This is a genomic window from Nostoc sp. UHCC 0251, from assembly GCF_034932245.1.
Lineage (GTDB): Bacteria > Cyanobacteriota > Cyanobacteriia > Cyanobacteriales > Nostocaceae > Nostoc.
The window spans coordinates 1-14,746 of the sequence record NZ_JAYGHD010000002.1; the positions used below are offsets into that span (position 1 = coordinate 1).

Consider the following 14,746-nt stretch of genomic DNA (forward strand, 5'->3'; position numbering starts at 1 on the left):
CTATGGATTGACCTTTCTCAGGCTCTATCGCTAAGGCACTGTGTAATATTAAACCGTTACCGCCCTTACCAATTGGCCCATACCCTTCTTTTTTAGCCTTAATACTGCCATAATCAAGAAAAGTTGTATCTCCAACACACAGCACCAGGTCTTGTGCTGCAACATTTTCCGCCGTCATTTGGCAGTGCGGCTCAATTACGCTTGAAAATTGCACTTTTGGATTGGCAAAAACTCATAGGCTCTCTTGAGTACTGTTCCACTACTGAATATTTCTGACAGTCCTTTGCCGAATCCTTGATTTAGCGCATAGCCTATCGACATTGCACGCTCATTTAATCGGCGATCGCCCAGTTCTAAGGTTGCAAAATTTTTCTCCCACCAGTCCAGCATTGCTTGTTACCTTTAGCACCCGATTTCAATTACTGTACCGTATTTGCTGTGCTGTTTCTCAAATCCTTTACCAGTAACTCTTTCAAGACTTAACGGGAAAAGTCAGAGCACTGTACAGCTGCTTCTGTACAGTGACTTCAATTAAGCAAACCAGCCCGCAACGCTAATACAGCCGCTTGAGTGCGATCGCTTGCACAAAGCTTGTTCAAAACCCCACGCACATATACTTTTACACTTCCCAAGCTGAGATAGAGTTTCTGGGCAATCTCGTTATTGCTATAGCCTTGGACAATTAACTCTAAGACTTCCAGTTCCCGATTTGTCAATGGATCTGCTTGCAGAATGCTTGCTTGCTCTGGATCAATTGCAGAGATCGTCACCGTTTGAGTAGCATTCGGTTTTACCGCAGCCGCCGCTCCTTGACGAGTATGCTTGAGAACAATACGAGCGATCGCTGGATCAATCCAAGACTGACCTTCATAGGTGATATGCAGCGCTTCCAGCAACAACTCGAACTTAATTGTCTTCACACAGTAAGAGTCTGCCCCGGCTGCAAACGCTGCCAGTACCATCTGCTCTTTGGCAAACGAAGTGAGCATCAAAAATTTAGTCTGTGCTGCTGTTTCCGACACTAGAGATTCCCGAAACTGCTGCACCAGCCATATTCCGTCTCTATCCGGCAAGCCAATATCAACGATCGCTATGTCTGGTTTTGTACTTTGGAGCAGTTTCAACCCATTAGACGCTGTAGCTTCATCACCCACGACTTGAATACCTTCTTGCTCGTTGAGAGAACTACGCATCCCAATCCGCGTTAAGCTATGGTCTTCAATAATTGCTACTCGAATATCTACCATCATTTACCTCAGCAGCTTGGTAACTATACTTTTTTAACTGTCGAATATGGTTTCAAGGAAAGGATTACTCCATTGGACGAAAAATTTTAGCTATTCAGCCAAAATGTGGCTATTGAGATGGAAAGCGGCATTTCAATGTTATTAAACCTCATTCAGGTTGAAACCAGTAGTTTTTACAGTATTGGCTGAAAAGTTCATATATTAAAGGCTACATATCTCAACTGGCTGTTGAAAAAGCTCCAGTGTTCAAAATGGACATCGTTTAATCTGAAAATTCTCTGAAAAAATCTTCCTAAAGTATAAAAAAATATAAAAGCACTGAAGTTAAACTGAAACCAATACAGTTTATTCTGACTTGTGTCCACATCACACTTACAGGAGGATGTAGCTTATTTATAGCGACAACCCTGGCTCTTACACATAACATAGCCAGATTAACAATTCGTAATTACGAATTAGTAATTACGTTATGGATGTAAAATTACACCCCAACCATAAGGTTGCGACCTGTAAAAATGGGAGACTATAAGCAGTTTATTAATTACAAATTACGTACCTTGTTTCTCGCTGGAGGCGAGTATTACGAATTAGTAATTAGGTTGAACAATGCCTTGAGTTTTAGAAAATTTTGATGAATGTTAATCGCCGCTTAGTGGTTAGCATGGCGCTTGAAATTACACTTTTCCCAACTAAACTTAGCTTGACTACTATTTCTCTACTCGGAAGGGATTAGGTTTATTAAAGGCGTTTTATGAAGAACACTTTATCTTGGAATATAACTTCAGAAGAAAGAAAACAAAGAATTCTGCTGGTGGATGACTCAGCTGACAGCCTCCGCTTGCTGCAAGTCACTTTAAAGCTGAAGGGATACAACGTGATCATAGCCGACAGTGGTGCTGAAGCATTGCTAAAAATTGCCGAATCTCCTCCCGATTTGGTACTGCTTGATGTAGTGATGCCAGATATGGATGGCTATGAAGTTACCCGACAAATTAAGCACAACTCAAACTTACCTTTTATCCCAATTTTGCTGGTGACAGGTTCTGAAAAATCAAGTGTCGTTAAAGGTTTAGATGCAGGTGCAGATGAATTTATTCGCAAGCCTGTAGATAAGAAGGAATTACTTGCCAGGGTGCGGGCTTTGTTGAGACTGAAACACAGTATGGACGAACAACTGTTCCTCATTCAGCGACGGGAAGATTTTGTGACCCGCCTCACTCACGACCTGCGAACTCCGTTGATAGCTGCTGACCAATTCCTAAAGTTGCTGCAAAGAGGAGTTTTTGGCAATACCTTATCAGCAATGCGTGAATCTTTAGAACAAATGGCTCAGAGTAACCAAACTTTGTTGTCAATGGTCGATACCTTATTAGAAGTTTACCAGTATGAAGCTGGAGGCAAAACTTTGGATTTCTTTGTGGTTGACCTGTGGGAATTATGTCAGCAAGTAGTGCAAGAACTAATGCCTTTGGCTAATGTTAAACATTTAACTCTCAAAGCTGTCTTGACAGAGGGTACTGAAGCTTCTTTACTTAGGGTTAGAGGCGATCGCCTGGAACTACGCCGACTCCTCACTAACTTAGTTGGTAACGCCATTCGCTTCAGTGATGCTGGGTCAGTAGAAGTTCGCCTCAATTCCACTGTTCAAGGGGTAACGATTGAAGTAGAGGATACAGGTATTGGCATGAATCCAGAAGAACAATTACTCTTATTTGATCGCTTTCGACAGGGCAAGCATCAACGCCGGGGGAACGGTTTAGGATTATATTTGTCCCGTCAAATTGTTGAAGCCCATCAGGGAAATATTTCTGTTTTATCGACTGTTGGTAAAGGCAGTATCTTCACAGTTTATTTACCTGTGCAAACAGCTTATTCAAAAATGTTATCAGCATAAAAAATTTGGAAAATTGAGCTTAATAATTTGTACCTAAATAATCTACCTACTTTATCAAAAAAATTGATAATCAAGGCTTTCAGCTATTCAAAAAGGTAACTTATTAATGCGTGCCTCTTAAGGGAAGTTTTACCAAGATTCATCTGGTTCAGGTGGACGCCAACCACGAGTAGTTGAACTTTCATCACTTAGTCTATCAATTGCCCCAGGATCGCTATTGAGAAATTCATTTAAATCTTCATATCCACTTGGATAATAAAAACCTGATGTAGGTTTGATAGGATTTTCCTTAATTATTATGCTTTCACCAGGTTTGAGATGAGCATATTCGGGGTAATGCTCATCTTGGGATATATCATCAGAAGGAGTGATCAACTCATCTCCTGGCGAATCTGGGTCATCGTCATAAAGCATTACTAATAAACCATCTTCTAGCCGTTGAATTCTTTTATTCATAAAATTTAGTGGTAGCTTCAAAATTGTGTAGCTTGAGTAACACAGGGGAAAAATGATAATACGATTAAAAGCACTGTTCAGCTATTTAACTTTCTTGGAAGTCTGCTAGCAGAGCTAATACCGTATAAAATACCGTCTGTCATGAAATCAGTAAATTATCCACTTGGATGATTTTATTGAGTGTAATTTCGTGCCAAGGTGAATATTGGAGTCTCATGCTTGCTAGATAAGCTATCTAATAGATGATTGGTAATGGATTTAACCACTAGAGTCTTAGAAGGTTCTGGTTTGAGTATACCTATCTTTGATGGGTCGTATAACAATGGTAAGGGGAGATATTTATCTGAACCAGAAATCATTAAAAATTCTCTGCTCGAACAGATGTTTGAAGCAGAAGATTTACAATCTCTACTACTGGTTAAAATTGACAGTAAAAATCCAGATGCCAACCATTTAAGACAAAGAACCTTTCAGGATGGAATCCGACGCAAGTTAGCTTTCAGTTCTGGCAATAGTTATTACTTTGCTGATGGTTCACTGCATAAAAAAATTAGACGCTTATTCGCTACAGAACCAGATACTGCCTGTCGCTATGGTTCTTTGCTAGTTAGCAATTGCTACAAAGGCTCAGAAACTTTTACAGGGCTGCGAGTTAAAATTGTGGACTTTGAAGACCCACAGTATGCTCATTATAAAACAGGAGACTGTCACGGCAAGATTTCGCCCCAACTTGCCAAACAATTGGGAGGAGAAGGCAATTGTCCATTCCAATTTCGGTTTGCCTGGAGAAGTAATTGGGCTGAACCAGATAATTTCGAGTGCCCAAAAACCAGCTTCTTATCCAAAGGTACTTTCCTACCCGATGCCAATTTGACTGATGCTAAAGGCTACGACATTATTATGGATCGTTCCTCAATTAAAGGCATTAAAAAGTCAGAACTCAAAAACTTAATACCCTGCGGTGACTATAAGTTTCCCCAAGCGGTAATCGGTAATCGAGGTAACGCCAAAGCTACCAGCTACGATAATAGTTGGCAATTTACCATTTGGTACTCAGAAGAAGCAGTCAAACAAGATTTGAGTAAACCCACCGAAGAAAAAGCTAGAGAACTTGCCGAGTTGCAGCGCAATCCCTTGGTGTTGGCAAAATATATCATCCAACAATATGACAAACAACAACGATCGCAGCAAGAGCAGTCAGAAGAAGCTTTAAACGAAATTGAGGGTAGTCCTAACAATCAAGCACAGGAATCTCGCTGGATTTCCTTATTACGTAGCGATAAATATGGTCAATTGATTGAAACCCCTAAATTCCGCAAGTTTGCCACCGATTACATAGCCAATCAATGGCGTGACTTAGCGATTAAGGGAGGATACAACCATAATTCGGGTATGGCAATGCCATGCGATCGCCTAACTCGTGGCACAATCTGTGTACCCCATCTACCGGAAGGAGATGTCATTCTCACCCGTTACCCCATCGTCAACTCAGACAACATCCGCCTCTACCAAAACATCCACGATCCAGAATTAAAAAAAACTCGCAACGTAGTTTGGATTCACCCCAAGGATGCCGAGGAATACCACCAAGCCGATTTTGACGGCGACCAATTAATGGTCAGTTCTGCTAGTAAACTGCCTAATATTGCTCAAGAAACTCTTCGCGCAGGTGAACCGGGAAGATTTGAGCCAGTTAAACAACGCCCTAAGCTAGCGTATACGGAAATTACAGACGAAGAAGGCAACTTAAAATACAAAAATTTAGCAGAGATTGCTGCTGCCAGCAGTCAAAATAAAGTTGGGCTGGTAGCAACAAATATTGGGCGTGTACAGTCATCAATGCCCCAAGACGGTGAGAATGTGGAGCGATTTGGCAGACAACAAAGGAAGCTACTAAACCGTTTATTTCAGGCACTTCAGGTTGAGGTAGATTCGCCCAAAAGTGCAGAAAGATTGGAAGATATCAAAGAAATAGGTGGGGAAAATTTGCTCGCCGATGCCAAAAAATGGTCAGAGTCTCACCCCAGTTACTTCTTTGACTTTAAAAAAGATGAACGGCTTTATCGCTCCTTTGCCATGCCTGCGGATGCTCCCGGCTCAATCAACGTCATTGCAAGAGTTGTAGTCAATCCTTTGTGGGAACCAACACGCATTCGCAGCAGAGATAGGCACGAGTTTCGCTACCTCTTTCCTAAAGAGACGCTATCTGTAGATGCCTTGGAATGGGCAGAAGAACTGAAAACAAGGTTTCAGCAAGCTAGAGACGAAATTAAGGAACGGGTGGGAGATGACAGGGAAGCCTTTAATGAGGAACTAGGGAAGCTCTACGAAAGCTATCGGGCGGAAATTGATGAATCATTCCCCACTTCAGAGGAACGATTTGTAAGTCGTGCGGACAAACTCCGCCAATGCGTAGCGTCTCGCAGAGAAGGGGCGGCGGCACTGTGGCACACACAACACACCCGTCCAGAATTAGATCGGCATCGCAAAGACTGTTTAAAGCTGGCAGAACAGATGAAAATTACGTTTTCGTTTGAACACGATTATGAACTGCCCAGCGTTGCATTACCACAGGATATTTATGTTTTGAGTGTTCCTTTCGGTGCAGGTGCTATTAAATGGAAAGAATCTTTAGAACAAAAGGGAATTAAATTTGATGCCACGATTCATCCTCAATTACCTCTGATTGAATTTGCTTTGAAAGACTTATCCCCCAAAGTAGTTGATAAATTAGCAGCTAAATTTGGCGAAAACATTAACGATTTAGATGAACTTAATATTCCGAAGGATTTGAGAATTATCCCGCCAGCAGATCATAGTTGGGCAACATCACGTCAGGATTCAGGTGTTGGTGCTTTGGCATATAACCTGTTTACAGAGGAAGTATGTCAACAGCTTCAGGATTTTCAGTTTGATGAAATTAAAGTGTTGGGTATCAAATACAATCACTTCGCCAATGAAAACTTTGCTAGTAAGCAATGGAAAAAGCGCAGCGTTACTTTGGAAGTAGGAGTTTTTGAGTTACCCGAATCACACCCAGAGCATTATCGTTACAACGGTACACCAATATTACAGATCGATGGCAAGAATTTAGGCACTTTTGCTCCTGACAGTCCGAAACTACCAATTGGTGCTACATTTGCAGCTAATTTGCAGCCAGATGGCTCTAGTATTATCCTCAAGGTTAATCCTGAGTCAATCAATCTGCCAGAAGTTCCATTACTGGAATCAGAACCAAAGTTAGATACTGCTGGGCAATTCCGAGCCATTCACCGTGAACTCTGGCGTAAAGAAATGTTTGATAATTTAGTAGGGGCGATCGCTACTACCTACGAACAGCGACAAGCCAATCAATCTGCAACTAATGAAATTGAGCAGTTTAAGATTGGTAGCCATTGGACTGCTTATGTGCAACCCAGTGGTGATTTTATTGTGCGAAATGAAGATAAGCGGACGATTTGTCGAGGCAATCTCCAGACGGGTGAGGAAATATTTCCACTTTCAGAAGCAGCCGCAAATGAGTTAGAAGATATGATTTTAAAGAGAGAGCGATTACTTCATAGAAAACATGAGTTATCAAACAATGGACACCATGTTAGCAGTCAGGATATAGAGTTGAACTGAAGTTGCAAAGAAGATTCTGTAAATGTACTAAATAGTACACCCCTTGTTCTCAAATTACGATTACCTTTGAAACCGCGATAATAATTCCTTACGGTCAGCCTGCAAGAGTGAATCTATATATTCATCCGATGACAACTGTAACAAAGCAGGAATAATGCCTTTTAAATCAGCATCTAAATTAATTACCAAATCGTAACTTCAAAAGCCCCGAAATGACTTTTATTCGTTCAGCTTCTGCACCTTCCTGTTACCAAATGATCACAATTTCCATAACTTCCTTCCGTTCATCTAATCCCATTGTGCGGACAACGGTCAAAATTCAGGTCTGATAATTAGTATATCCTAATAGTAACAATTTCCCTTTCCTGATTAATGTTATCAACTACTAAATCATTCATTTGCCTATCTAATTCGGTCAGCCTTTCAATATTTTCCCCCATTAATTTCCAATTTTCTTCATAGTCATACGTGCTTAAATAAAATTCATTTTCATATTTAACAATAATTAATTTGTCAAACTTCATACTATTAGTAAATTGATTGCCAACAACAGAAAATTCTAATATTTCTTTTTGATTAATAAGTGATGTTTGTTTAGATTGTACTTTATTGAAACAATCCAAAATCCTGTAATCATCAATATTTTTTTCGATGAAAAAGCTATTCCATTGTTCTAAATTTAATTCCAGTATCCATTCTTTAAAAAGTTTGAACTCCAGAGTTTTATTGTCAGTACGGTATGCTTCACCTATTAAAATAGCAATTTCTCTATCATGTATCCCTAAGTTAATAGCATAGACAGCAGCAAGATTCGATACACCATTAGAAGCAAAAGATACTAGATTTATAAAAATTGGGGGTAAATTATTATCGCCCAAGTAAAACCTTAAATGTTGAATTAGTGAATTCAGACCCCAAGGTAGAGTATAAACCATACTCTCAATTCTTTTTACAGCTTTTTCAATATTGCTGTCGAAATAGGTGTCTGCTATTTCTTTATAAGTTTTTCCTTGTATCCAATCTAATAATATTTTAACCTTGTTTTTATCCTTCCCTAAGTCGGATAACTCAGGGATAGTTTGAAAGATATTAAATGTTTCCTTCCAAAAATTAACAGGTAATGTCTCAATATCCATGTAGTCATTAATTGTATCTCTCAACTTTTGAGCATACACACTGATAATTTCATTACTATTAATAGATAATCCTGTAGTATTAAATAGCTTTCTCTTCGGAATTTCAGTTATTTTATTTTTGACTGCTATTATTCGATTCTTAATTCCTGTTTTAAAACATTCTATTACCTGGAATGTATCAAGATTTTGAACAGAAAATAACATTTTATTAAAGATATTAGTTATTACTTCATCTGAAACTTCATCGATAACTGTTTCAAATAGCCATGCTAACAATTGAGAATCCAAAGTAGATAAAATTTCCTCTTTGTTCTTATTTGCATTATTTTTCTTTATTGTCCCCCATTCACTATAATCACCTCCTTCTTTTCTAAACTGAGATGTAGAACATAATGCCCATTCTTCAAGAAAATTATCGACAGTTTCAAGAGAAGATAATCTAAAATCAATAAGTGTTTTCATACCGGATAAAATAAAACTTTGGGCTTTTTCCCTTCTATTTTCGTTTAAAAACTTTTGCATATCATCTGAATTACAAAAAATTATGTGACCTTCAGTTTCAAAACCTGCTCGACCTGCTCTTCCAATTGCGTTACAGATTTGAGAGGTTGATAACTTATTGTAAGGAGAGGAATGAACAATTACATTTTTTATAGGGAGATTAACTCCTTGAGACAGTGTTGTAGTACATATTATTAGTAAAAGAATATTATTTTTTACACCATTTTCAACAATTCTTCTTACACTTCGAGGTAATTCACCATGATGATAGCCAAAACCTGCTCTAATAGCTCTAGCTAACTTGTGACCAGAACCAAGGATAGCTTCACAGGCTCTTGCTAATTTTTCTCGATTTGATAAAGCTAAAGAATTGATTTCGGATGAGTTTAATAAATTATTAAAATCTAGTAACTTATCTGATATTGATTCAACCAGTTCTTTTGTAGTAGTAAATACAAGTGTAGGCCCAGTTTGCGAATAATAACTTGCTAATTTGGATACGACTGCAATTTTTCTGGTATCACTAAATTCTTGCTTATTCCACTTGAAACGTAATGGAACATAAAAATCTTCAGACGGGTATTTGTTATCCAAAGGCTGATATTTTACTCTAGCACTAAGTAGATTTTTAGAAAAACTATGCCACTCAAACAAACCAAATCTTTGGTTAGTAGGTCTCCATTCGATTTCAATTTTATTATTTTCATCACCGGATATCCATTTAGCAAAATCAGAAGGATTGTCTATTACCGCAGATAAGCAAATAATTCTTACTTGGTTTTTCTCAGCAATATAAAATAATCTACTAAAAATTAACTCCGTTCGGAAGCTTCTTTTGTTAGCAGAAGCAGCATCGTGTACTTCATCAATTATTATTAAAGATAGTTTATTTTTAAACTTTTCATTGTTTCTAATGATCAGGTCTAATTTTTCAGGAGTTAGAACAAATACTTGATTATCTTGAATAATATCTTCTTCAAAAGGACTAAATTCATATCCTCCATACAAAATAGATACTCCAATACCTAATTTTGATAAACTCTTTGAGAGACTCTCTTCAACTTCTGACGCTAAAGCCCTGGAAGGAACTACGTAAATACAAATTTTATCGGGGTTATCTTTGAGTGATTTATAAATAGCTAATTCTACGGTTTTAGTTTTACCTGCGCTTGTGGGCATTGATATTATTAATGATTTATCTCCTAGTATTCCTTCACTTAATGCTTTTTTTTGAGATTTCCATAAAGTCATCATTGGAAATCTACCAAGTGTACTAATTAAACGTAGGTAAATTTTCCAGTCATTATCTATTTTTTCTAAATTGGATACGATTATTTTTTGAGTATAGCTTTGTCTTAACTTGTTAAAGTAAATACTTAGAGAATTTGCCAAGTTATAAGAACTATAATCACTAATGATTGTGAACTGATTGGCAGCAGCTTTAAAGTAATATTCAATTTTTTCTAAAAGAGAATCTTCTCCTGTCCTTAAAAACTGTAGTGTGTTCGCAAATGATCTAGCAATTAACCAAGTGCCAGTAATAGTAATTTTATCTGTAACTAATTCCATCCATTCTTCTTCTGTTGCAGACACAGAAGATGCTGTATCATTTTTAAATTCAAAGAAAAATTTTGCTAAGGCATCCTGTAGTTTTGCTAACTTCCCTGAAATGAAATAACTTAAAAATATGTAAGAATTATCTTGGACGATATGAAGAGGTATATCTTCTCGATTAATAATTTTTTCCATTAAAACTTTGGCGTTAGCATTATATCCTGCAATACTATATAAAATAGCTCCATCAATTATATGCTTAATTGCCCCCTCTATATTGTTATTTTCAAGTTTCCAAATTGCCAGTCTCTCATATAGGGTTGCTGCCTCTTTTAAAATATCTTCAGATTGAGAGGGGAATTCTTGCATCACTCTAAAAGCCGAATATGTTAAATATTTAGCTGCATTCTCTAACTTGAATTGCTCGAATTCATATTTAATTTTTTCTCTGCCAATAATTTTTAAATCGGAAGATAATGCCGCAGATGCAAGCTGACTTTGATGATTTTTAAAAACTAGATTATCTAAAAGAAGGTTAACTTCTTCTATAACATCTTTTCCCTCAACTACAGGTGTAATTAACTCCTGATTACTATCCATGACCTGAGAGTAATGGGCTAGACTTTCCTGATGTATTTTCCAGTTAGGTATTAAAAAAGGAATGATTTTTAGAGGTGTTGCAGGATGATTACATACTCCTTGAAAATGAGTATCTTTCCAAAATTTTTCTTCGGTAATTACAAAAGCAATATATTCAGTGACATAAATATAATTATATTCATTTAGAAAATTTTCTATCAACCTAGCTTTATTATAGTCATTTCTTTCATAGAGTTGATTAATAATAAAATCGAAGAGAGTCGGGGAAGTATTTTTTACTGCTAGTAAGTCTTCAGTTGCTTTTTTTACTGCCTGACTAGGAGTAGATTGATAATTTTTTGCTTCCAGGACAAGTAATGCTTTTGGATTGCCCTCTTTAGTAAATTCAAAACCTAATAAATCGTCTCCATGCATAGACATTTTTCTATTAGGAGAGAGTCTAAGCTTGAAAACTGGAACCCTATAATTTGTACAACTTAAAACATAAGCAGTAGCGATGGCCTCACCTATATTGCCATGCCAAACTTTTTCGTTGCCATTAGCAAGTTTATGTAAATTGGAAATTATCGCTCTTAAACCATCTTCCTTTAGGTTTTCTATTTCTTTAATAATTCTCTGTGGGTGACGGCAGAAGTAAGTGAGTAACAAATTTAAATGACTGATAAATTGAGCGGTATCCCTGGGAGAAATTTTTTGACCTTTAACTTCCTTAAGTAATATTTGCTCAGAATTTAAAACAAGATTATTTTTAAAGTGCTGAAAAATTTCCATTAATTTACTTACGCTCGTTGAAAAAAAATTGATTTAGATACTATTTTTCTGGATAAAGCTCTGCAAAGATTAAAAAATTAGTTATATATATAACTAATACTAGTCTAGTCATTCTCAGTTCGCTATGGCAATAGGAGAGGTGTAATAGAATTCCCCATTATGCCCAGAGTCTATTAGCCAACTGGACAATCAATAAATCGCCATTTGGTCTAGCTGTTTCCAGGTAAAGTCTTGTTAGGTTAACTCTTAAGGCAATCAGCTTTGAGTACCTATGGCTACCAAAACACTGACCAAACCTAAGCAAAGACAAAATTCTCAAAATCGCTCATGGGAAAACCTGACAGATCGCCGCAAACTCCGCCATATTGAAAACACGCTGGATAAAGCGATCGCATCCTCAATTCAGGATGATTCTATCCAGTCCCACGAAGACTTTAAAGCCTATGTAGAAAATTACAGCCAGGAATCAGGTAAAGCCCCCATCACAGTAGAACTCTGCGTTGGAGGTGGGGATGATGACGAGATTAGAGGCTATCGCTTCTACCTCACCAGCGATCCCAACCACAGAACCAGTGGTAAGTACCTGATTAAAAACCTCGAAGGAATTACCAGCAAAGATGAAAACTACTTCACCCCTTCTAACATTGCTGAAATTTGCGGTTTTGCTGAAACAGAACTAGACGATCTCGATGATGAATTAGAAGATGACCTGCTCGATTTAGATGAAGAAAATGAAGAAATAGATGATACAAACAACGAACTAGACGACCTATTAAATGACGATTTCAACACTAAACTAGACGACCTAGATGACTTAGGTGAAGAAGACGAACCATCTGTTAGTCGTGTTAGCGCAGCCCAAACTAAAACCAAAACTTCAACTAAAACCCAAAGTAATTCTCAGCCTAAAACACAACCTAAAACTCAGGACAGAGCTAAGACCAATAAAACTGCTGCCAAAAACTCCAAATCCAGAGAGCCTCTAGATGAAGCTTCGCGTTTAAGTGCCACAGCTGCCACCAATGGACGAGAAGTGAATGGGGTGAATTTGGCAGGCTTAACAGGACAACTGGCATCTCTGGGAATTGCCGTAGGACAAGGTGTTTTGGAACAGCTAGCAGCCGAGGCTGATGAAAAGCGGCTGGAACGAATTCTCAAAGAACTGCAACAGCAGAATGACCGCGTAGATAATATAGCCAGTCGCTTACAAGAAGCAAAGCCAGACTCACCAGAGTCTCAAAAGTCTCAAGATTTTCAAACTGTATCTGAAGAATCAACCGCAGACAATCCACTGGCTATAGCTGCTACCAAAATCGGCTCGAAGGTAGATAATCTTGGTGACAAACTAGACCCCAAATACCAATCTCAACCATTTGAATTAAATAAGGATGCCAGTGTCAGCGAACAGCTTGACCAAATTGAAGCCTACCTGAAAGTTCTTTCCAAGCGACTTGACCGTTTAGAAATGGTAGTTAGCCGATTGGAAAAACAGATGGCAGCACCACAGAATAATTCTACTGTTGTCGAGTCAGAAACTGATGCAGATATTGTCCAACCTAACTCTGCTAACCAGCCACCAGCAGATGTTGACATTTTAGAACATCTGACGAAACGCCAAGCACAGCAACAGCAAGCTGCCTGTGCCGATGCTTTAGTGGGGTTTGCCAAAGTTGCTGGTGAGTTATTTGACCAATCACCCCAAGCAGGTATCGCCATTTCCAGTAACAAAACTTTATGGGTAGAAGCACAGGACAAGCAGGTAGCAATCGCCTTAGAAAATACCCAAGGTGAAACACTCTTTGCTGGTACTCGCACTCAGGGACAGTGGGCGATCGCACAAGACAATCTCAGCCCTGATGAAAAGACTGGCATTTGCAAACTGCCACAGTCGAAAGAAGAATACGCCCTCAAAGCCAGTACCCAAGCATTAATTCAAAAATTTCAAGAACAACTACCTAACCGATTTAACAGCAACGATGAACCGACATTCACCTGGACTGAAAAGGGCAAAGTCAAGTACGAATTTGAAGTAGTGAAACTGCCCAATGGTACACGGCTACTTCAAGGATTTAACCCTAATCGTAACGATGAACAAGTGCTTGATGCCGTTTTAGTACCAGGGCAGCCCCCGGAGATTTTGCAGTGTAGCATCCCCCTGCGTGAGATAGAAACGCTACTGGACAATCAGCAATCAACTCCCTCTACCCAAGCCCAGACTGATAAAGATACTGCAAGGCAACGCCAGAAACAAACTCAAAGAAAAGCCAGCAAACCAGAAATGCAAGTTTAATTCTACAAACGAGAAGAGAAAAATGAACAATACAAAATCTCACATTTCTCAGTTAAAACTGCTGCCATCTCGTAAATTTTCAACCAACTTGAGAAATCTGAAAATCAACCGCATAGACTTACTTTTCATTTTACTATGTCTTGCGATTGGAATTTATTTATTAGCAACCAAACCCATATTCGTCACTATTTTGGGATGTGCCACCATTGTTTTCTTGAGTATTGGGTATGTAATTCGGACAGTACCAATTTTAGAAAAGTATTTAGGTAGAAAAATTCGCTTTTGGCATATTGTTGCCGCCATTATCACTGTTACCGCTTTACTCGATACCTTTACAACTCCAGCCCAAGCTATTTTCTTAAGCGGGTTGGAAAGCTTCTTCAACAATCTAGCTCAACAAAGTTCCCAAGCAGGAGGCGGTTCAACTGGCACTTTGGATGCCAACGTTGTTGGTTTGACATTCAACCTCATCCGAGGTGCATTCTTGCTGCTGGTTGCTGCTGCTTCTCTATTTGCCTATAACCAAGCCCAGCAAGGTAACGACTGGCGACCGATTGTTACTCAAGTTGGTTTAGCGTTCTCCATCGTAATTGCCATTGATGTCATCACTTTCATATTTGTCGGTAATGGCGCAGGAACAACATCAGCCATCAGGTAAACCCTCACTTGTCAC

Annotated in this window: 8 protein-coding genes and 1 pseudogene; 4 read left to right on the plus strand and 5 right to left on the minus strand. The window is 38.4% G+C overall.

Features of this window, described 5'->3' with window-relative positions:
* The 3 genes and pseudogenes from VB740_RS00400 to VB740_RS00410 form a co-directional block, all read right to left on the minus strand.
* A pseudogene (locus VB740_RS00400) lies at nt 1-214 on the minus strand (IS4 family transposase); the annotation flags it as partial.
* Complete coding sequence (locus VB740_RS00405; protein ID WP_323198135.1) at nt 196-390, minus strand: transposase DNA-binding-containing protein; 195 nt, start codon at nt 388-390, stop codon at nt 196-198. The gene VB740_RS00405 and the pseudogene VB740_RS00400, both read right to left, overlap by 19 nt.
* Before the next feature lie 137 nt (nt 391-527).
* The gene (locus VB740_RS00410; protein WP_323198136.1) at nt 528-1,247 is read right to left on the minus strand and encodes a response regulator transcription factor; all 720 of its coding nucleotides are present in this window, start codon (nt 1,245-1,247) and stop codon (nt 528-530) included.
* Between the two features lie 751 nt (nt 1,248-1,998).
* Between VB740_RS00410 and VB740_RS00415 the strand changes: the two genes are divergently transcribed.
* A complete protein-coding gene (locus VB740_RS00415; protein ID WP_323198137.1) occupies nt 1,999-3,141 on the plus strand; it encodes a hybrid sensor histidine kinase/response regulator in 1,143 nt (380 codons plus the stop codon).
* A 129-nt stretch (nt 3,142-3,270) separates the two neighbouring features.
* Here the strand turns inward: VB740_RS00415 and VB740_RS00420 are convergent, their stop codons facing one another.
* Nucleotides 3,271-3,597 (minus strand): hypothetical protein, encoded by a 327-nt coding sequence (locus tag VB740_RS00420; protein ID WP_193920945.1) that lies wholly within the window; start codon nt 3,595-3,597, stop codon nt 3,271-3,273.
* A 252-nt stretch (nt 3,598-3,849) separates the two neighbouring features.
* On the opposite strand from VB740_RS00420, the gene VB740_RS00425 reads away from it, so the two are divergent.
* Nucleotides 3,850-7,221: a hypothetical protein gene (locus VB740_RS00425; protein WP_323198138.1), complete on the plus strand. Its 3,372-nt coding sequence runs from the start codon at nt 3,850-3,852 to the stop codon at nt 7,219-7,221.
* Between the two features lie 332 nt (nt 7,222-7,553).
* Here VB740_RS00425 and VB740_RS00430 read toward each other — a convergent pair whose 3' ends face one another.
* A complete protein-coding gene (locus VB740_RS00430) occupies nt 7,554-11,783 on the minus strand; it encodes a Hachiman antiphage defense system protein HamA (RefSeq protein ID WP_323198139.1) in 4,230 nt (1,409 codons plus the stop codon).
* Between the two features lie 271 nt (nt 11,784-12,054).
* Between VB740_RS00430 and VB740_RS00435 the strand changes: the two genes are divergently transcribed.
* On the plus strand, nt 12,055-14,073 hold the full coding sequence (locus tag VB740_RS00435) for a hypothetical protein (protein ID WP_323198140.1): 2,019 nt from the start codon (nt 12,055-12,057) through the stop codon (nt 14,071-14,073).
* Between the two features lie 22 nt (nt 14,074-14,095).
* Nucleotides 14,096-14,731: a hypothetical protein gene (locus VB740_RS00440; RefSeq protein WP_323198141.1), complete on the plus strand. Its 636-nt coding sequence runs from the start codon at nt 14,096-14,098 to the stop codon at nt 14,729-14,731.
* Nucleotides 14,732-14,746 lie beyond the last annotated feature (15 nt).